This window comes from Chitinophaga filiformis, assembly GCF_900102545.1.
Classification (GTDB): domain Bacteria; phylum Bacteroidota; class Bacteroidia; order Chitinophagales; family Chitinophagaceae; genus Chitinophaga; species Chitinophaga filiformis.
On the sequence record NZ_FNBN01000001.1, the window covers coordinates 278,080 to 297,267 of the forward strand.

The 19,188-nt window shown below is 42.4% G+C and carries 19 protein-coding genes; 14 read left to right on the forward strand and 5 right to left on the reverse strand.

Annotated features, from left to right (window positions below; genetic code table 11):
* Positions 1 to 445: 445 nt before the first annotated feature.
* The 6 genes from BLR32_RS34225 to BLR32_RS01165 all read left to right on the forward strand — a co-directional run bounded on the left by BLR32_RS34225 (position 446) and on the right by BLR32_RS01165 (position 5,099).
* A complete protein-coding gene (locus BLR32_RS34225) occupies positions 446 to 1,036 on the forward strand; it encodes a sensor histidine kinase (protein ID WP_218124130.1) in 591 nt (196 codons plus the stop codon).
* Positions 1,033 to 1,809 (forward strand): LytR/AlgR family response regulator transcription factor, encoded by a 777-nt coding sequence (locus BLR32_RS01145; RefSeq protein ID WP_089828404.1) that lies wholly within the window; start codon positions 1,033 to 1,035, stop codon positions 1,807 to 1,809. The genes BLR32_RS34225 and BLR32_RS01145 overlap by 4 nt, the downstream gene beginning before the upstream one ends.
* A gap of 164 nt (positions 1,810 to 1,973) precedes the next feature.
* Positions 1,974 to 2,372 (forward strand): hypothetical protein, encoded by a 399-nt coding sequence (locus BLR32_RS01150; RefSeq protein ID WP_089828405.1) that lies wholly within the window; start codon positions 1,974 to 1,976, stop codon positions 2,370 to 2,372.
* Positions 2,373 to 2,421: 49 nt separating this feature from the next.
* Positions 2,422 to 3,474 (forward strand): alpha/beta hydrolase, encoded by a 1,053-nt coding sequence (locus tag BLR32_RS01155; protein ID WP_089828406.1) that lies wholly within the window; start codon positions 2,422 to 2,424, stop codon positions 3,472 to 3,474.
* A gap of 18 nt (positions 3,475 to 3,492) precedes the next feature.
* Positions 3,493 to 4,557, forward strand: coding sequence for a serine hydrolase domain-containing protein (locus BLR32_RS01160; RefSeq protein ID WP_089828407.1), 1,065 nt, complete (start codon positions 3,493 to 3,495; stop codon positions 4,555 to 4,557).
* A gap of 122 nt (positions 4,558 to 4,679) precedes the next feature.
* The gene (locus tag BLR32_RS01165) at positions 4,680 to 5,099 is read left to right on the forward strand and encodes a DUF3052 family protein (protein ID WP_089828408.1); all 420 of its coding nucleotides are present in this window, start codon (positions 4,680 to 4,682) and stop codon (positions 5,097 to 5,099) included.
* A gap of 99 nt (positions 5,100 to 5,198) precedes the next feature.
* Here BLR32_RS01165 and BLR32_RS01170 read toward each other — a convergent pair whose 3' ends face one another.
* From BLR32_RS01170 to BLR32_RS01180, 3 genes are all read right to left on the reverse strand, one after another.
* Positions 5,199 to 6,272: a hypothetical protein gene (locus BLR32_RS01170; protein ID WP_089828409.1), complete on the reverse strand. Its 1,074-nt coding sequence runs from the start codon at positions 6,270 to 6,272 to the stop codon at positions 5,199 to 5,201.
* Between the two features lie 319 nt (positions 6,273 to 6,591).
* Entirely contained in the window at positions 6,592 to 7,029 is a 438-nt protein-coding gene (locus tag BLR32_RS01175; protein WP_143011319.1) for a hypothetical protein, read from the reverse strand.
* A gap of 262 nt (positions 7,030 to 7,291) precedes the next feature.
* Complete coding sequence (locus tag BLR32_RS01180; protein WP_089828411.1) at positions 7,292 to 7,720, reverse strand: EthD family reductase; 429 nt, start codon at positions 7,718 to 7,720, stop codon at positions 7,292 to 7,294.
* Positions 7,721 to 7,824: 104 nt separating this feature from the next.
* On the opposite strand from BLR32_RS01180, the gene BLR32_RS01185 reads away from it, so the two are divergent.
* The 6 genes from BLR32_RS01185 to BLR32_RS01210 all read left to right on the forward strand — a co-directional run bounded on the left by BLR32_RS01185 (position 7,825) and on the right by BLR32_RS01210 (position 13,540).
* Positions 7,825 to 8,076, forward strand: coding sequence for a hypothetical protein (locus BLR32_RS01185; RefSeq protein WP_089828412.1), 252 nt, complete (start codon positions 7,825 to 7,827; stop codon positions 8,074 to 8,076).
* A 99-nt stretch (positions 8,077 to 8,175) separates the two neighbouring features.
* A complete protein-coding gene (locus tag BLR32_RS01190) occupies positions 8,176 to 8,451 on the forward strand; it encodes an SDR family oxidoreductase (protein ID WP_218124131.1) in 276 nt (91 codons plus the stop codon).
* Positions 8,452 to 8,492: 41 nt separating this feature from the next.
* Positions 8,493 to 9,341 carry an oxidoreductase gene (locus BLR32_RS01195; RefSeq protein WP_089828413.1) on the forward strand — a complete coding sequence of 283 codons (849 nt, stop codon included), beginning with the start codon at positions 8,493 to 8,495 and terminating at the stop codon, positions 9,339 to 9,341.
* Positions 9,342 to 9,649: 308 nt separating this feature from the next.
* On the forward strand, positions 9,650 to 10,225 hold the full coding sequence (locus tag BLR32_RS01200; protein WP_089828414.1) for a Crp/Fnr family transcriptional regulator: 576 nt from the start codon (positions 9,650 to 9,652) through the stop codon (positions 10,223 to 10,225).
* A gap of 177 nt (positions 10,226 to 10,402) precedes the next feature.
* Positions 10,403 to 10,960, forward strand: coding sequence for a nuclear transport factor 2 family protein (locus BLR32_RS01205; RefSeq protein WP_089828415.1), 558 nt, complete (start codon positions 10,403 to 10,405; stop codon positions 10,958 to 10,960).
* 480 nt (positions 10,961 to 11,440) lie between these two features.
* Positions 11,441 to 13,540, forward strand: coding sequence for a leucine-rich repeat domain-containing protein (locus BLR32_RS01210; RefSeq protein WP_218124132.1), 2,100 nt, complete (start codon positions 11,441 to 11,443; stop codon positions 13,538 to 13,540).
* 149 nt (positions 13,541 to 13,689) lie between these two features.
* On the opposite strand, the gene BLR32_RS01215 is transcribed toward BLR32_RS01210, so the two are convergent.
* On the reverse strand, positions 13,690 to 15,192 hold the full coding sequence (locus tag BLR32_RS01215; protein WP_176842120.1) for an acyl carrier protein: 1,503 nt from the start codon (positions 15,190 to 15,192) through the stop codon (positions 13,690 to 13,692).
* A gap of 391 nt (positions 15,193 to 15,583) precedes the next feature.
* On the opposite strand from BLR32_RS01215, the gene BLR32_RS01220 reads away from it, so the two are divergent.
* A complete protein-coding gene (locus tag BLR32_RS01220; protein WP_176842121.1) occupies positions 15,584 to 16,762 on the forward strand; it encodes a WG repeat-containing protein in 1,179 nt (392 codons plus the stop codon).
* A gap of 99 nt (positions 16,763 to 16,861) precedes the next feature.
* A complete protein-coding gene (locus BLR32_RS01225; protein ID WP_143011320.1) occupies positions 16,862 to 17,455 on the forward strand; it encodes a hypothetical protein in 594 nt (197 codons plus the stop codon).
* 87 nt (positions 17,456 to 17,542) lie between these two features.
* On the opposite strand, the gene BLR32_RS01230 is transcribed toward BLR32_RS01225, so the two are convergent.
* Positions 17,543 to 19,081: a SulP family inorganic anion transporter gene (locus tag BLR32_RS01230; protein ID WP_089828420.1), complete on the reverse strand. Its 1,539-nt coding sequence runs from the start codon at positions 19,079 to 19,081 to the stop codon at positions 17,543 to 17,545.
* Positions 19,082 to 19,188 lie beyond the last annotated feature (107 nt).

Below are 19,188 nucleotides of genomic sequence, written 5' to 3' on the forward strand. Positions count from 1 at the left end.
AGTAAGTTTAACAATGGATAAAAATGAGCACCGTATTTGCGGTTACAGTTCTCTGCTGATCTCCCTGATGGTAAATTCACCAAAGCTTTTCTCTTTGCGCGAGAATGGAGTGATGGCTCGTTACTGGCATTTTAATCCCTTTGAGCTTCTATTCCAGTTTGCATTTAACATGATTTTTTGCGCCCTTCTTTTTAATATTAACCTGCGCAAGGGGAAAGGGTTGTCATCTTACAGAGAAAGAAGGAAGTATTACTCCTATGTTACCTTTAATTTCCTTGCTTTTTGTGTTTTATTGATAACAGGTACGGTATTACAACGTTTGTTTTTCCCTGGTCATCAACTGCCTAGACTAATATTCTCGGGAGCATTTTTCCGATTGTCATTCAGTGCTATACTGACGGCCATCATCATAAAGATCATATTGCTGATGCGTAATTCCAGGAGCATGACAGCCGAAAATCAGCAATTGAAAAATGCTTATCTGGTCTCGGAGCTGCAATTATTAAAAGAGCAGATGAACCCGCATTTCCTGTTCAATTCCCTGAGCAGTCTTTCGGCGGTAGTCCGTGAGAATCCTGAGCAGGCTCAAAAATACATCCGTGACATGTCTGCTGTTTTTCGGTATGCATTGGTAGGATCTCATACGGATCTGGTCCCCCTTGCCGATGAACTGACGATGCTCAGATCGTTTGCAAAACTTATTTCCATGCGGCTGGAGGATGCGTTTGAGCTCACTATCAATATTGCCGATGTATACCTGCCGGTTAAAATACCCCATCTATCGTTGCAGCCCCTGCTTGAAAATGCAGTCAAACATAATGCAGCGACAACTGAAAGACCATTACAAGTAGCGATTGAGGCAAAGGACAATCAACTTATTTTCAGTAACAGCCTTTGGGAAATACCAACACCGGAAGCGAGCAATGGAATAGGCCTTGCCAACCTGAATGAACGTTTCAGGATCATGATGCACCAGGAAATTGAGATCAACCGGTCTGAAACATACTTTATCGTAAAACTCCCTTTAAAACAATGAAAAATATCCGTATCGTGGTCGTGGAGGATGAAGCAGCTACCGCCCGCAGTCTGATCCATATTTTAAATGAAGCAGACCAGCACATCACTGTTGTTAAAACGTTGGGGGCCGTGTCCGATGCAGTCACATGGTTCAATGACCATCCTGACTTCTATGATCTGATCTTTATGGATATCCGTCTGGCAGATGGCCTTTCATTTGATATTTTCAAGCACACAACGATGTCCCGTCCTGTTGTTTTCGTGACTGCCTTCAATGATTACGCGATTACTGCCTTCAAGAACAACGGCATTGACTATATCCTCAAACCATTTGACCCCGATGAGATCAAAAGCGCATTGGACAAATATAAAAACTGGACCGGCGCTGCTGAAAGGCCTGACGGACCGGCGCTGGTCGAACTATTGGCACAAATTGGCAACCTGACCAAATCCTATAAAAAATCCTTCCTGGTGCATTACCGGGATAAACTGATCCCATTGGAAACAGCTAAAATAGCCTGGTTCTATACCGCAAATGAAGTGGTTTATCTCCGCACCATCGATGACAAGCAGTATATTATAGAGTCAACCATGGAGCAGTTGGAACAACAACTGGACCCAACATTATTTCTGAGGGTAAGTCGCCAGTTTATACTCAATCGTAATGCTATAATCGAGGCAGAGTTTTATTTCAACGGGCGCTTACTGGTCAAAGTAAAACCACAGCCGGACGAGCATATTATTATCAGTAAAGCTAAGTCTGTTGAATTTAAAAAATGGATGAACAGCTAGGTCAATTCACCCCCTGGTTTTTCCATTTCACCGGGTTTGTCAGGGGTTGAAATCTTATTTTGACCAATTTTGTACTATGCAATGAGGCCAATACAAACAAAAGAACAGGAAATGAAAAATGATATCGGCCTATACCGGATCTAAAAAAAGCAAAATCGACAAATATGAAAAGTAACAACACCACAAAGGGCATAGCCGTGGCACTGACCCTGTTATTTATGCTGTTCGGTCAGCTGGTTATAGCGCAACATGGTTCTGCAATGCAGGATAAGACGCCGCAGGAAAGGGCAAAGTTCCAGACAGCAATAATGAAAAGTAAGCTGGGCCTGGACTCCGTACAGCTAGAGCAGGTTGAGGCTATCAACCTGAAATATGCCTTAAAAAATGAACCGGTCATTAAAAGTGACGACAGTAAGTTTTCTAAGTTCAAACAGCTCAAGTCATCGCAAAAAGAAAAGGAAGCGGAGCTTAAAAAGATTCTCACCGCCGGGCAGTTCAGACAATACCAGGTTTTCCAGGATGAGATGAAGGCACAAATAAAAGAAAGGAGGAAGGAACAGTAACCAGACTGGTTTCCGGATATCAGCATTAATGTATCAATAAAAAAGAAAAATGAGAACGATATTATTCAGCCTATGCATACTAGCCTTCATCTTCTCAGGCGGTTGTTCTAAAAGTACAGATGGATCCCCGGCAGAACTGGCCGATGATGACCTGGCAGGACCGATTTCCCGTCCCTCCTCAGGATATGGTGCCGATGGTACTTATGCAGTATCAGAGATCGATTTCCCTAACACCGAATATCCAGGCACCAAAGTCACTGTATTTTATCCATCAGGCATTACCTCACCCCGGCCAACCATCTTCTACTCGCATCCCTATGGTGGCGAGAGCAAAGAGTATAACAGGGGATTGTTCGAATTCATTGCCAAAAAAGGTTATGTGGTTGTATTCGTTCCTTATGCCACCAACGACAGTACCATAGACCATCGTTATCTGACCTTGTGGACCGGTTTCACTAAGGCCGCTGCTGATTACCCAGGCATTATAGATACCAGGAAAGTGGCCTTTATGGGGCATTCCTTCGGTGGGGGTGCTTCGATCGGTCTGTCCTATAAAGCTTTCACCGAAAAAGGCTGGGGGAAGGACGGACGCTTCCTCTTTACGATGGCGCCCTGGTATAGTTACCAGATCACCTCCGACCAACTCGCCAGCTTTCCTGCCAATACGAAGATGATCACCCAGGTCTATGATGAAGATGTTTATAACGATCATCGAATGGCAATAGATATCTTTAAGAACATCAATATTTCTAATGCTGAAAAGGACTACTATTACCTGAAATCTTCAACGGTGGCCGGCTATAAATATGCTACGGACCATACGCTGCCCAACACCCGTACTGCCTACGATGCATATGACTATTATGGGGTTTATCGTTTGCTGGATGCGCTGATTGATTATAGTTTCAATAACAGCGCAGCGGGAAAAAATATGGCACTGGGAAATGGTTCAGTCGAGCAGGTTACCATGCCTGGATATAATGGGCAGTTTATGGCACCGCTCGAAGTCACAGATAATCCCGTCGCAAAATACAGCCAGGATAAATATGAATTTAAATGCAGCAGTGTGCTGTATAATCCAAGAATAGCCCATTGCAAATAACCGTTTCAGAACAAAACGATGAAAAAGATAGTTTTACTGCTGATGGTGCTGTTCGCATTTCGCGCTGCCTACACCCAACAACCATTTTCCCAGGTAGATCATTGGCTTGACGCCCATGCCAGTGAAATGGGAGGCAGACTGATACTGGTGGTCTATAAAGATGGGAAGGTGATTTATAGCCATGCGGTCAATGAAATGAATGGCAGACAGCAGATGCTGGTCAGGCTGATCGCTAAAAGGAAGGGAGCGGAACCGGATTTAGGCGACTATACCGAAACGACAAAACAACCCATTGCCAGTTGCAGCAAATGGTTGAGTGCAGCGCTGGTGATGACTTTTGTGGATGAAGGCAAAATACGGTTAAACGATACAGTTGGGAAATTCCTTCCTGTACTTTCAAAAAACGGGAAAGGCGGCATTACGATCGGAGATTGCCTGTCCCATATGACAGGTATCCTGTCCCCGGATTTAAAAGAAGACCTGAAAGAGAAGCGGCAAGCAAATAATATGGATGAGGTGATCGCCCAGATCGGCGCCTATCCTATAGAGGGACTTCCGGGAACAGTCTTTCGCTATAGCAATACCGGTCTGCAAATCGCCGGTGCAATACTCGAAAAGATCACCGGCAAGCGCTTTGAGACGTTGTTTGCCGAGCGCATCGCCGGGCCGCTGGGAATGAAAAACACGGATTTTGGATATGGCGCAGTAGCCCTACCTGCAGGCGGGGCCAGCAGCACACCCGAAGATTATATCCACTTTTTAACCATGATTTTAAACAAGGGCGTCTTCCATGGGAAAAGGATTTTATCGGAAAAAAGTATAGCCGCGATGCAAGTAAACAGAATCACCCCTGATGTCAAAGTAGCCTATACGCCCGCGGAAGCCACAGGTGTAGGGTATGGTTACGGGGAGTGGATCATGGGCAGTGGTTGGGTCAGCAGTCCGGGGCTTTTTGGCAGTTACCCCTGGATTGACAACAGCAAGGGATACTGTGCGTTTTTGATGGCCTTTTATCTGAAAACTGACGGTCGGCAGGAAAAATATGCTGAACTGAGAAAATTGGTCGATGAACAGATCAGGTAAAATAACGCTTTCGATTGTTGCTTTCATGATCGCTTCAGCCTTTGATATCCTGAACTTTGATACTCTTGAACCATTACTGTAATTAAATGTATGTTCATAACTACTGGCTATTTTGATATACTATGAATACAGCAGGATACTCAGCAACACCACTGGCTAAAAAATTGGGCATCAAAGACGGATTCATAATTCGCCTAGTGGGTCAACCAACATATTATTTTGATCTGTTTGAGGACATGCCTCTCAACATCCAGATACTCGATGATACGACAACAGCCAAAAACCTTATTCATTATTTTACGAGGCAAGCAGACGATCTGCGCAGAGATATACCCTTATTAAAGAAAGAAATCCAAACCAATGGGATGATATGGATCTCCTGGCCCAAGAAGGCATCAAAGATCTCCACTGATGTTACTGAAGACGTGATCCGGAACCTTGCGCTAAGCAATGGTCTTGTTGACATTAAAGTTTGTGCGATAGATGAAATCTGGTCCGGCCTTAAATTGGCCATACCGGTAAAGGACAGGGCCAAAAAATAAAAAAACGATTGGTCCAGTGAAACAGATAAACAAAACTACAAAGAATAAGGGGCTAACACTGGTCAGCCCCTACAAATAGTACATACATCTAAACAATTCCTACTGCACTACATCAATATCCATAGCATACGCTTGTACTGAACCATCAGTTAAATTAGTGACATTACCATTCATCCAGTATTTCGCCTTCGAATGGCTGGCATCTTCCCATTCGCCTCCGCAAACATAAATATCACCTGCATTTATATCTATCCTCGCTGAGCCACTGAACGGCTTAGTGCCCCATCGCGTAAATCCTGGAATTCCATTAATCCAGATCCCAACACGCTCTTCTTTTGAATTACGTCCGCCAGATCCTGAAACATATGCAATACCGTTATAGACTGCGACATCCCTCGCCTCGTAATAAGCAGTATTCGGGGTAAGTGCTATAGGCGCGTTATTCTTCCAGTACATGGCGACCTTACCGGTGTCGGCACCCAACAGCGTGCTGCCAACTACATATACATCTGTACCGTCCACGGCAAGCCCGAGTGCATTGTAATAAGCGTAGCCTGGAAGCGTGTTCAAAGTGTTTAAGTTGCCATTTTTCCAGTATGACCTATAATCCGGATTTGGCACATAAACGTCGCCATTCGAGGCCACAACTGCCTGCCCAGTTAGTTCGCCACCAGGCAAGATATTAAGCACTCCATTTAACCAATACACCGCCGTTTCTACATAACGGCCTATGTACCCTGTAATGTACACATCACCAGTTGCTGACACAGTAATACCACTGGTCCAAACATCTCCTGTTAAATTACTCCTGGGAAGCGTAAAGGCATTTCCATTGTGCCAATACATTCCCACCGCGTCGCCAGTTGAGAGATCATACGAAATTCCGGAAACGTATACATCACCTCCCACCACCTGTATGCCGGTAGCTTGTGTTCCTCCGGGCAAAACAGTTGTTACTATACCGGTGCCGTCATCTTTCCAATATACAGCCTGGTTATCCTGGGTTCCTGCTACATATACAGTAGGACTTGTTAACGTTCCTGCACTGGCCTGCTTATTGGATTTTAATGTAAGATCCGCCTGATCTTCTATCATACTTTTCTTGCAACTGAAGAACACGAGAAAAAGGGCTCCCGCCCAAACATGCCTGAAAATTCCTGCACATGCTTTCATTGATAAATGTTTATGGTTAATAAATATCTGTGCAGCAAAAGAACCCTGCTCCCGTTCATTTATTCAATGAACGCGTTATTTTGTCAATAGAAGTACACATTTTTTAATAATAACCGTGTAGCACAGCTATCATATCTGACTTCAATAATTCACAGGAGGAGAAATAGACTGATTGAAAAAAATCCTGGAGATAAGAAAACAAAACAATATACGGGTTATACGTTAACAACATACGATAGGGTTTGTTTATGCAATTTAGCGAACTTGTACTATTATCATCACACTTTAGCGATTATATTTGAAGATGTATTTTGTATGCCTACGCATTCGTCATACCAATTCTCGTTCTTACACCATAAATCATGACCATTGAAGCTCTGCCTGTTTCAATAAAATATTTTAATTCCTCCCCATTACTTAATTGAACCAAACCAAAAGTAAAAGGCCCACTTCGATACCCCTTGAAATCTCCGTATCGTCTATCTTCAGCACCATTCATCCTGCCAGACAATAACACTCCACTTTCTTTTGTAATCAGCTTTCTGGACGTCAAGACACTGAAATTATCTTCATCAATTACAGTTGAACAAATTACCAATTCATTGTCAGACAGCTCAATTACTATCTCTGGAAACGAATTATTGAAACCTGTATCTTCTTCATAAAACCTTGTCCATTTAAAGTCATACGGTTTCATCGTATGTCTTTTAATAGAAGCAGTACAAATATTGTGAATTGATCTGTCAGATTTCTCCATTTACATGGCTTTTTACAATGAAAATTATTAGTAATTCTAAAAATAGTGTTATTTAATCGTGCGGCAAAAGCGGATAGAAGGCCCTATGGTCATATCATTACATCTATCAGGATCTTGTACTGAAGTTGCTATTCTAAGTCAATTTGTTATAAGCAATAATGCCCGCTCGTTATAACGCAGGCGTTGAAGCCACATGTACAACACTGGTTTCATTGGTACCAGACATTGATAGTCGCTACGGCACAAAGATAATTCCAAGCCCCTATTTCACAACTTCACTCACCAGAATGACAGGCATAGCATTCGTATAGTTCACAAAATCTGCACGAATCGCGTCTCTATTTGGAGCGATAGCCGCCTGATACTCACTTAAGCTTTTTACATAGAAAGTGCCGATAGCCATAAAAGGTAAAGGTTGGTTGGGAATACCACTGGAGAGGCCTTTCTCAATAGTATATTTAACCAGATTTGATCCTAAAAAACCTGCCACCATAGGCATGTGTTTAGTTTCATAATACTCCATATTGAAGGTTTTGCCTTCGGCATAAGGGTACATGATGGAAATTTTAATCAACCCTTTTTCAGTAACATCAGTATTGTGTTCTTTAGATTTTCCTGACTGCTTTTCCTGACTAAATGCAATGAAACTAGAGGTTAAAAGCAAACATGATAAGATTAATTTAAGCTTCATGACTGGTTAACTTTATTTAAAGAAATGTAAGACTTTAATAGCACTTAAGGAAATTTCGGGCGACTGAATATCTTCTCATAAATCAGACCATCGTATATTTGATCATGCACTTCAAACTCCTGTTCCAGGCAGCGCTTATAGTACTTTCGATAGTACCGGCCAGCGGCCAGCTACGATCATCGATAGCTAAGGAAAATATCACCTTCTCAGTGATCAACCCCGGCCGGGTTATGCGCATCAACCTGCAGGAGCCATTAAAAATCACCGCCGTTATCTGGAAGCAACAACATCTTCCTTTCGAAAAGAAAGACAAAAATAGCTATCTGCTCACATTCCCCCAGGAACTGACCCAATGATGAACCAATTATCGGTACCAACACATCAGACAAATACTACAAGGGAAGTGCCATGCTCCATACTATCAGGCAGATCATAGGTGATGCTGCTTTCAGGAAATGGCTGCAACGCCTGAACAAAGATCTTTATCATCAAACCGTCTCTACCAATATGATCAGGTTAAATCAGATCTACAGGCTGGCTTTACCCCTGATTTCTTCGGTAAACCGGAAGCAACTGCCGAGGCGATCTTAAAACTGGTAGATAGTGAAAATCCGCCGTTACGGTTATTCCTCGGCAGCAAGGCATATCCCTGGGTAAAACAGGTGTATCAAACCCGCTATGCGGAATGGGATGCCTGGAGTGAAGTGTCAAACGAAGCCCATGGACACTAAATATCTGTCCTCATTCTAAAACAACAATAAAAGATCATATCATGAAAACGCAAAAAGTATGGTTCATAACAGGCGCATCAAAAGGCTTTGGATTGGAAATTGCCAAAGCTGCGCTTGCAGCAGGTGATAAGGTAGTCGCAACAGTCAGAAACAACGCTGATCGGTTAAGGGCTATTCTCAAAAATGACAATGACGCACTGGTTGCAACACTCGATGTAACTAAGGAAGATCAGGTGAAACAAGGCGTGCAGGATGCGATAAAAAAATTTGGCCGGGTAGATGTATTAGTGAATAATGCCGGCTATGGCCTGCTTGGTGCTACCGAAGAAGTATCTGATCTGGAAGTAAGAAAGCAATACGATACGAATGTTTTCGGGCTACTGAATGTTACCAGGGCTATTTTACCCTACATGCGCAACCAGAAATCAGGACATATCATCAACATATCTTCCTTACTTGGTTATATAGCCTCTGTACCCGGATTCGGCCTGTATGGTTCTACTAAATTCGCAGTAGAAGGTATAACGGAGGGTCTGGCACTGGAAGTAAAACCACTGGGTATACATGTTACAACAGCGGCACCAGGCTATTTCAGAACAAAATTCGCCTCTACTGAATCCTATCAGGCGGCAGAAAAGGTCATTGATGCATACAAAGATACCGTAGGACATGTAAGAGGATTCATCAGCCAAATAGATGGCAACCAGCCAGGCGACCCGGTAAGGCTGGCACAGGTAATCCTCAAGCTGGCTGCGAGTGAAAACCCACCGATACACGTACCACTGGGATCGGATGCGGTAGCTGCCTTCCGGGCCAAAACAGTGCAGGCTGGCAAAGAAGTAGATGAATGGGAGAGCATATCTGCCAGTACAGACTATCCAAAAGATTAAGAAGCAATAAAATAAAAGAGGACGCCTTTAAGACGCCCTCTTTTGCTATGATCAAGCGAATTCGATAAAGACGATCATTCCATTCTCAAACTCTTCACCGGGCGCAAGTTTGACATTTTTCAAACAACATTCAATATTAATTTAAAATCGTAGGGCCGATAACACCCGATTGCCGAAACTCCGATAACTACCCGATACTACATACACATGAAATCCCCCTAGATGCGGGAACTATAAAAACTTTGTCACCAATGCTAGTTTGTAATATTATAAATTTGAAAACCTGATCAAATAAACATGTACTGATAATGGAATTGTTGTTTGCATATTTTGAATCAAAGTCCCGGCTAATACTGAGTGATGCAGAGAAGGAACTGATCTCGGCAAAGTTCAGGTCCAAACATGTGAGAAAAAGACAGTACTTGTTGCAAGAAGGCGATGTATGCAAATATTTCAGTTTTATTGATCACGGTGCGGCACGTACATACTCAGTTGATGAAAAAGGAAATGAGCACATTTTACATTTCGGGATCGAAGGCTGGTGGATGGGCGATCATGAGAGTTTCACACATGATATACCCAGCAGGTTGAATATTGATACATTCGAGGACACTCATTTCCTGACCATAACCAAAGACTCTTTACAGGAGCTCATAGAAAAAATTCCAGCAGTTGCTATAACCATTAAAACGATATATAATCAAAGAGCCATTTCAGCCGAGAAACGGATACATGCAGCGATAAGCCTTACGCCTGAAGAGCGATTCCAGGAGTTGAGGGCAACATATCCTGATTTTTTGCAAAGATTTCCGCTGGGTCAGATCGCTTCCTATTTGGGTATCTCTATAAAAACTTTAGGGCGAATCAGAAGCGGAGGCAAATAAAAAGGCTTTCGGAATATTTGAATCATACCAATACAATTCAGTAAGTAGCCGCAACCATGCCCCTCTGATCAACAGCGACCATCCGTTATGAAAAACGTCATAGTTATTTCTGGTCAAATGTCCAATTCCTTCGTATTCCCATAGTCTAATTTTGTCTTAACGATAAAATCTGGAAAAATGAAACAAACTATTTTGATGTCAGGTTTGGTTGTATTGCTCACAGCCTCCTGGAAAACGAAAGAAGGGCCGGTATTGGCAACAACCGCAACAACAGTAGCGCATACAGAAGGAAATGGATCCCGACTAATCACCTCAAAAACTACAGAAATGAACGATTCAGCTGCATTGGAAGTTGTCAATAGATTATTTGAACGTTTTAAAGCCGGCGCATCGCCCACCGAACTGGCCAGCTTCTATGACGAAAAAGCCGATTGGTTCATTCCTGGTGACATCAGAAATGTCCCCTGGATCGGCAAAAGGACGGGACGACAAGAGATTGCCGAGCATTACAGGTTATTAAAGCAATATATCAAGCCTGAAAAGCTGGACATTACCGAGATCCTGACCAAGGGAAACAGGGTCGTTATTCTTGGCTATCTTGAATCCCGCTATAAAGAGAGTAATAAACTCATAAATTCAGAGTTCAGCATTGATATCATTGTCGAGAACGGCCTGATCACGCGCTATCACTTTTTGGAGGATTCCTTTGACGTATCGGTTAAGGCTAAGTCTTAATATAGCAGGCTTCCATGATCATACCTGAAAAACCAGTATGTGTATGTATTAGTTGCGATATGCGTTCCTGTTAGGATGAGCCGTTATAAAAAGCTTTCCAATATTGATATGCCCCCAAGTGTTTAACTTTTTGGGGGCATATCAACACATTCCGAGGCTTATTGCTAAATGCCCGGGACAAGATTGTATTTTGGCCGCCTCGCGGAGTGGTATGTCTGGTTGATACCCTCCTTTATCGGACGTAAGGCGCTAACTTTTTAAATACAGGTTTCATTTTATGTGATTCGGTGACAGGTGTAACCAGATAACAGGTTTGTAAATTTTACAGGGTTATGTATATTTGAATGTACCTATACCTTCTCAATCCCATTATCTATTATGAAATCGTGTCGACATATTCTGTTAATAGTTTCATTGTTATTATCATTGTCGAATGTCATTAAAGGCAGTTCCTGGCAGGACCCATATTGGAATGATGGCTTGAAGCAGGCCTCACTGATCGCTACGGGACATGTCACCAATACCAAAGACGGTCATCTCTGGATCACTTTGAATAAGGTGTATAAAGGATCTTCTTCCTCACAAGAAACCATAGATATAGCACTATATGGGTCAGAAGATGAAGAATCAACACCTCGTTTAGCAGTAAGCACGCCATTGCTTGTCGTGTTAACGAAGGATACTACAACAGGTAAGTATACCGTTTTTACGCCTTCTTTCGGCATTTACCCAATCAAGGACTCTGCTGTTTGGCTACCATTACAGGATCCTGTGAGATATAGTGAAGTATCACTTGATTTGGTTGATCAACTGATACGCCTTACTACCTCCCCCACCCGCTTTGTGACCGATAGTCTTCGCAAAACGGCGCGAACGAAGTTGGCCGGCCAGGACATATTTTCTAAAAAGGACAATGACCTGATGCAGCAAAATTTAATGTTGCAGTTATTGGCACGTACCTCGAAAAAAGAAGATATTCCTGTCGTTATCCGGTTCTTGAAATCTCCCTATTGGATGATTCAGAGCTCTGCCATTCAGGCGCTGGGACATATTGCTTCTCCCGCAGTAATACCGTACCTGACTGAGGTCATTAAGAATGGAACGTCAAATTATGTATTATCCATTGCCGGAAAAGCCTTATGGCAATCTGGTGGTATTTCGGAGAAATGGCTAAAAAAGCGGGTATCACAGCTTAGTCCCGAAACGGTAATATTGGCGCGTGATTTTATGAATCCTATCAGAAATTCATTGCCAGGCCCTCGTTATTCGCTTATAGCAGCGATCATGCGCGCAGAAGGTAATAAAGCGTCATACGACAGTTTGCTTTCTCAGGCAGAAGCATGGTTAAAGAAAAACCCACATATATATATCAGCCCTTTAGAAAATGCGAAGACATATTACGGATTCCAGGAGGCGAGAACACGACCCGTCGATTCTGTATTTATTCTGAATTTTAACACAGATACTTTCAGTGTATTTCCACAGGAGATATTCAAATATCGTAAACTCAGGCAGCTGGCATTGGGTGGTTGTCTTATCAAGCACCTACCTGACTCGATTGATCTGCTGTCGGATCTGGAGATATTGCAAATAGAAGGCGACTCTTTGGAAACACTTCCGGCTGGCTTCTTCCGTTTGAAGAATTTGCGCAAGTTGCAATTATCTGATATGAAACTTGACTCTTTGCCAACTGCAATTGGCCAACTCACTCAATTGGAAAGATTTAGTTATATGGGAGATGCGCTTCATACACTTCCCGAAAGCATAGAAAAGCTCACACAACTGCGTGAACTAAACCTTCGTATGGCAGGTATTGATTCCTTGCCGCAGGCTATTGCTCTTCTACCAGCATTGAAAGAGATTGAGCTATATGGCAATCGCCTTACACATATTCCGGAACCTTTGTTGCATAACGCCTCCGTTACAATGATACATTTAGGATCCAATGATATTTCATCTATCCCGGCTAATTTGAGCGATATGAAAAGTCTACGTTATCTGGATCTTTCCTATAATCCATTGCCACTTCGGGAGCGTGCACGTATTGATAGTAGCTACAAAGGGATTGTCATTAATACGGAGACATATGATGGCAGAGCATACAGCATCGAGGATGCTATAGAGCATAGTGAAATGGCAGGTTCCGTGCAAGTCAGTAATTCCAACGTAAGTCCTGATTTTGATTTTTCGGTGTTGACCAATACATCCTACCTTGGTCTTAAGAACAACAAACTCAAAAAATTTCCGGAAAGTATCTGTAAACTGACAACATTGGAAGCCTTACGATTGGATAATAACAATATTACAACAATACCTGATTGTATAGCTAACATGAAAGGATTGAAGCGGATTTTTCTAATGGATAACGATATTACTACCTTACCTGCAGCCATGGCGCAAATGGAGCAACTTGAAGAATTATATCTATTTCAGAATAAGCTGACGGATTTACCCGATTGGGTTGGAAAACTTAAAAATCTAAAGGAGCTGAGTATTGCCGGTAATCCTATTTCAGCTGAAAACAAAGTGAAGATAAAGTCGTGGTTTGCGGGACGTGATGTGCTGCTTTTCATTGATTAGAGTAATGTGTTCTACAGCGGGGAGTATTTCATTCAATACGGATACTGTTTTTTATTATCTAAGAGACGACCTGAAGGAGAATGAAAGGATTGCAGATTTTGAGGAAAGAAAGCAGAGTTAAGGGAAAGATTCCTCAATATCCGTTTAAGTCACTTCAAATAGATATTCACCAGATAATCAAAAATTGACTTCACGGTTGTCATCTTTTCCGCAATCTCATCCGGGATTGAGATATTGTACCTTTTCTCTACTTCTATAATAATTTCCACGACATCCAGATCATCAGCAGCTAAGTCGTCAGTAAAATTACTTTCCATCTTAATTTCCTCATATTCTACAGCCAGCTTTTCAACAATCAGCTTTTTCAGATCATCCAGTAATTCATCTCTGGTCATACTTTTTCTGATATAGGAAGCAGTAGAAGTACCTCCATTATCTTTGCCGGAGGCATTCAACCACGATAACACCAATTCCTTTGTCAGCAACTTTCCAGGGCAGCTCTTTTCTGCAAATTGCCGCATATTATGATCCCGGTGAAATCCTCTGGTAGCACTGAAGTTAGATTCGGGAGCGATATTGAATTTTTCGCACAGCGCTTTAACTACGATAACCAATGATTTCTTTTGTTCCTCCGTTGGCAGCTCTTCATCTCCATTTAAAAGCAATGTTACAGAAATAGCCTCATTTCGATAATTGGCAATGCCTGTCCAATTTACGCTAATAGGTCTCCCGGTCCATATAAGGCCATCTGGAGAGATCATAAAATGCCAACCCGCATAGGTCCAGTTCCTATCTTCAATCTGGAATTTCACCATTGAATTGATAATCTGCTCACCTTTATAATTCTTAATAGCCGGCATGAAAGTATGATGCAGGATAATCTCGTCAACCTTTCTGTTAGTATGTTCCTTGTTAAGGTAAGCATCAAACGCATTCCCTGGCATGCTGACAATTTCCTTCAGATAGTCTTCTGCCACTTTACGTACTTCATCCGGTAGTTTTTCTGAAACAGCCAATTTTGTCATGATGCCAATTGCTTCCTTCTTTACCTCTGATGTTGCGTTGGGGTTGATAGCAATATCCCGTACACTTTTTACAGCACCTTTTTTCTCCAGGAGAGAAGCGTTCTCCGTCAAAGCCATTGCAGCGAAATAGCTCAGAATGCTCAACGAAGGACTTTGATCCGGTGTTACCGGTTTAGCAACTACTACGGTAGCTTGAGGATTAACTTTAAGTGTGTCCGGCTGAAGTGGTACAATGGGCGCTTTCTTATTGTATAATGCCTGTAACGTCATCAATGCATATTGCTTGGTTTCTTTATCCTTGCTGGTCAACAAAGGTGTTAGCCTTATGATAGCTTCCAGTTGTGCTATGTCTTTTTGGATATTCTGCATTTCCACTTGTCTTACTTCTTCCCTGTCAGCCCTTTGTAAGGTAGCTTTCTGCATATCCTCCTCCCGTTTTGCTTCGCGGTCGTTGTAAGTCTTGGTAAAATACAAGCCCACTCCCGCAAACAGGATGCTTGAAATGAAAGAGGCTATTATCTGAAGCTTATCCCATCCATCACGCTTTTTGTGTCCTTCTACTTTTTCACTTAATGCCTCTACCTTTTTGGATAGCGCTGACAGCTCCTCTGAGATATTGTTGTCCATAAAATCAGTTGAAAACATCTATTGAAAAACATCATTGGCCAGCATAGCTAACAACATGTATTTCAAATATGCCTGAATCAGGACGAAATAACAATACCAAGTAGTTGGTATTTTTTCAAAACATAAGCAATTATGTATTATGATTTATATTAAAAACACTGACGTATATCAACCGGTACAGCATATCGTAGCCACTTTTCATCAAAACCATCATAAATACTGCTTATCTTTAATCTGTTTATTTGATTCCTATACCTTATTTATGAAAGCCGTTACCATTTTCCTAGTATGTATTCTCCTTACCATATCTGGCCGGGCACAAATTTTTTCCACTGATTTCCAGGATCCCCCCTACCCTTACTATGATGGTCACAAATGGGGCATCACCGATATGAACCGGCAAGTACGTGTTGCTCCTCAATACGATAGCATTCTATATTTCAGGGCTACGCTATTAGATCTATATTCATTCAAAGCAGATACTTTCGCATTGGTCCGGAAAGGTAAAAAATTGGGAGCTATTGACCTGCAGGGAAACGCGCTTACTCCCTGTAACTATGACCGGTTAGAACATCTATATTGGGGTATAGCCCGTGGTAAACAGAATGGGAAATATGCAATACTGAACCTAAAAACACGCAAGCAGGTGACGCCCGCTGTGTATGACAGCGTAGCTGATCACTGTTCCTGCACATCCAGGATATTCAGAGTATGGCAGCGTGGGAAACAAGGTTATATCAATGCTGACACTGGCAAGCTGGTCACGCCAATCATATATGACAAGGTTGATTATGTGGAGGGTATGGACACTATTGGCCTGGTCATAAAAAATAAAAAATGTGGTCTGGTGTCATTGATGAGCGGCAAGGAGTTGTTACCTCTTGTATACGATACCATTACCCCTATGTGCCAGAATAGCAATAACGTAGTCGTAGTTGCAGCACACGCCAGCGGTACGACGAAATATTTCGACTGGTGGTGGCAAGAGGTGAAGTTTGCAGATGGAGGGAAAAACCTACGCAGGTATAATGACTATCCCGAAGAAAGCAAAGAAGAGACGCCACCTGGTCCTAAGATAGGTACAACCTCCTCCCGCATACTCTCTATTTACAAACAGGGAAATGATAACTGGAAAGTAAATGAGGAAGACCTAATGAACGATCCTCCGAAAATATACAATACATTTGAACTAAGCGGATTCAGTTCCGTGAAGCTGATACCGACAGAGGAACGACCCGCCAAATATGCACTGCTATTAGTACGTAAAAATGGGAAAGCGGGCATCATCAGGCCTACAGGAGAGGAAGTGATCCCTTTTATTTATGATGATATTGTAAAAACTGCACATTACTACAAGACGACCCTGAACGGAAAAGTGGGTATGCTCGACGGGCTCGTACTCACAACAATAAAGAAGCCGGTACTCAAAAGGATTCTCGAAAAAGAAGGAGATACTTTTGAAAAAGCTTCAAATGTAGGAAGTATGAATGCCTGGTTGGTAGAACTGCCAGACGGGAAAAAGGGTTTTATGATAAAGGCAAACGGAAGGTTGTTGATTCCGGGAATGTAGGAAGACTAAAAGCTGGCCATGACGAACGATACATATTTTGTCATCTTTTTAAATAGTTAATACGTGTTTAAAACTCAGTTCAGAGTGTTAATTCTGACAATGAAAATAGTAATCACACTTAGTATTCTGCTAATCGTCAACACTGCCTACGGTCAACATAAACCTCATAAAAACAGACTATCAAATGAAGATAGCGACTGGGCAAATGGTGACGCCAGACGATTTTTTAGAAAGAACTATAAGCGACAAGACCATCAGTGCTTTGCAGGAAAGATAAGTGTACCAGGTAATGAAATATATAAGTACAACGAAGACATCATTATAGTTCATGACACAACCGAAGCAAGTCAGTATATGTTCGAAAAAGGTATTCTGCACAGTGGGCTTTTCGGTGGAGGTCAACAGGTTGCAGAACGTCCCGATATAAATTCAATGTCAGCTAACCAGAAAGCCTTGTATGGTCTTACCAGAACAGATACACTGTATATAGGCGACATTACTGAGCTTCCTTTTCTCAGTAAATCTGCAAAGATAAAACGCTTTAGATTCCTGCTATTCCGGATAGGACTGGCAAACCCAACCGAGTATTACTTTGAACTAACCAATCCGCTCTTCAAGTCAACAGATCCTCCGGCCGAATTTATAAAGGGTGCAACTTTGACCTTTTTCAAACAATATTCAATATTAATTTAAAATCGTAGGATCGATAACACTTATGGAATTGGTATTGAGCGATTCACTGGCCTGTATGTGCTTTAGCGCTATAGGTAAGATATTTGCTTAAGATCTACCCGAAGCCACCTTATAACTGGGATCCTCCATTACATTCACTTCAATCACAGCCCCTGCATTTTTTAGCAGCAGGCGGCAATCTTCACTCAGATGCCGCAGATGCAATGTCTTGTTTGCCTTATGATAACGCTCTGTCAGCTTATTCAACGCCTCGATGGCACTCATATCTGCAACTCTGCTCTCCCGAAAATCTATGATCACATCGCTGGGATCATTCTGAACATCAAATTTTTCAAGGAACGCTGTAACTGACCCAAAAAACAAAGGGCCATAGATCTCATAATGTTTGATCCCCTGATCGTCGGTGTATTTCCTTGCCCGTATTCTTTTGGCGCTTTCCCAGGCAAATACCAGGGCTGATATGATCACACCCATCAGTACCGCTAATGCCAGGTTATGTAACCATACCGTGATAGCTGCTACCAATATGCCCACAATAACATCATGGCGTGGCATTTTATTTATTATTCTTATACTGCCCCATTCAAATGTTCCAATAGCTACCATAATCATCACGCCCACCAGGGCTGCCATTGGAACACGTTCTATAATAGGTGCGCCAAAGAGAATAATTATCAGAATAGTGACGGCGGCTATAATACCTGACAGGCGCGCCCTGGAACCTGCTGACAGATTTACAAACGACTGCGCGATCATGGCACAACCACCCATTCCGGTGAAAAAGCCATTAACCACATTCGCTGTTCCCTGTGCTATAGCTTCTTTATTTCCTCTCCCTTTAGTTCCTGTAATTTCATCTACCACATTCATTGTTAGCAGGCTCTCTATAAGTCCAACACCCGCCATTACAAGGGAGTAAGGAAAGATGATCTTTAGCATATCCAGATTAAACGGTACGGCGGGTATATGGAATGGCGGGAAACCACCGCTGATGGAGGCAATATCCTTAACAGTTTTGGTATCAATGCCAAAGCCCAGGACGATCAAAAAGACAACAATGATAGCTACCAGTGAGGCCGGCACTGCTTTGGTTATTTTTGGAAATAATATAACAATGAGGATAGTGAGCGCTACCAGGCCAAGCATGATCCATAAAGCAGATCCTGTAAGCCATGTACTGCCTTCTACAGTGGCAATTCTAAACTGCGCTATCTGAGCTGAAAAGATAATTATCGCCAGGCCGTTTACAAAGCCATACATTACAGGTTGTGGCACCAGGCGAATGAACTTTCCTAACCTGAAGATCCCTATCATAATTTGTAGCAGGCCTGCGAGCGCGACTGCTGCAAATACATATTCGACTCCGTGACTTTGCATCAAAGCAATCAGGACCACCACTGTAGCACCCGCTCCGCCCGATACCATGCCTGGCCGCCCACCCAAAACAGCTGTGATCAGTCCCATCAAAAAGGCAGCATAAAGACCGGTTAAAGGTGATAATCCCGCCAGAATGGCGAATGATAGAGATTCTGGAATCATGGTCATAGCCACGGTAAATCCCGCCAGTACTTCAGTCTTGTAATTAACTTTTTGTGAGAAGTCGAATAAATTAAGGTAAGCCTTCATGTAAAAGAAAGATTAAAAAAGGCAAAAATAAGCATTTGTGATTTGTAGCGTGGAATAGTGTGCTCAGTATACCGGCACCAGCCCAACGCGGCAGACTGATTATAAAT

What these genes read in the sequence shown, in the direction of transcription:
- BLR32_RS01180 (WP_089828411.1), bottom strand. Translation starts at nt 7,720, where the DNA reads ATGAAGCTTAAATTAATCTTATCATGTTTGCTTTTAACCTCTAGTTTC.
- BLR32_RS01220 (WP_176842121.1), top strand. Translation starts at nt 15,584, where the DNA reads ATGAACCGGCAAGTACGTGTTGCTCCTCAATACGATAGCATTCTATAT.
- BLR32_RS01170 (WP_089828409.1), bottom strand. Translation starts at nt 6,272, where the DNA reads ATGAAAGCATGTGCAGGAATTTTCAGGCATGTTTGGGCGGGAGCCCTT.
- BLR32_RS01155 (WP_089828406.1), top strand. Translation starts at nt 2,422, where the DNA reads ATGAGAACGATATTATTCAGCCTATGCATACTAGCCTTCATCTTCTCA.
- BLR32_RS34225 (WP_218124130.1), top strand. Translation starts at nt 446, where the DNA reads ATGACAGCCGAAAATCAGCAATTGAAAAATGCTTATCTGGTCTCGGAG.
- BLR32_RS01185 (WP_089828412.1), top strand. Translation starts at nt 7,825, where the DNA reads ATGCACTTCAAACTCCTGTTCCAGGCAGCGCTTATAGTACTTTCGATA.
- BLR32_RS01215 (WP_176842120.1), bottom strand. Translation starts at nt 15,192, where the DNA reads ATGGACAACAATATCTCAGAGGAGCTGTCAGCGCTATCCAAAAAGGTA.
- BLR32_RS01200 (WP_089828414.1), top strand. Translation starts at nt 9,650, where the DNA reads ATGGAATTGTTGTTTGCATATTTTGAATCAAAGTCCCGGCTAATACTG.
- BLR32_RS01145 (WP_089828404.1), top strand. Translation starts at nt 1,033, where the DNA reads ATGAAAAATATCCGTATCGTGGTCGTGGAGGATGAAGCAGCTACCGCC.
- BLR32_RS01230 (WP_089828420.1), bottom strand. Translation starts at nt 19,081, where the DNA reads ATGAAGGCTTACCTTAATTTATTCGACTTCTCACAAAAAGTTAATTAC.
- BLR32_RS01225 (WP_143011320.1), top strand. Translation starts at nt 16,862, where the DNA reads ATGAAAATAGTAATCACACTTAGTATTCTGCTAATCGTCAACACTGCC.
- BLR32_RS01165 (WP_089828408.1), top strand. Translation starts at nt 4,680, where the DNA reads ATGAATACAGCAGGATACTCAGCAACACCACTGGCTAAAAAATTGGGC.
- BLR32_RS01150 (WP_089828405.1), top strand. Translation starts at nt 1,974, where the DNA reads ATGAAAAGTAACAACACCACAAAGGGCATAGCCGTGGCACTGACCCTG.
- BLR32_RS01205 (WP_089828415.1), top strand. Translation starts at nt 10,403, where the DNA reads ATGAAACAAACTATTTTGATGTCAGGTTTGGTTGTATTGCTCACAGCC.
- BLR32_RS01195 (WP_089828413.1), top strand. Translation starts at nt 8,493, where the DNA reads ATGAAAACGCAAAAAGTATGGTTCATAACAGGCGCATCAAAAGGCTTT.
- BLR32_RS01190 (WP_218124131.1), top strand. Translation starts at nt 8,176, where the DNA reads ATGGCTGCAACGCCTGAACAAAGATCTTTATCATCAAACCGTCTCTAC.
- BLR32_RS01175 (WP_143011319.1), bottom strand. Translation starts at nt 7,029, where the DNA reads ATGGAGAAATCTGACAGATCAATTCACAATATTTGTACTGCTTCTATT.
- BLR32_RS01160 (WP_089828407.1), top strand. Translation starts at nt 3,493, where the DNA reads ATGAAAAAGATAGTTTTACTGCTGATGGTGCTGTTCGCATTTCGCGCT.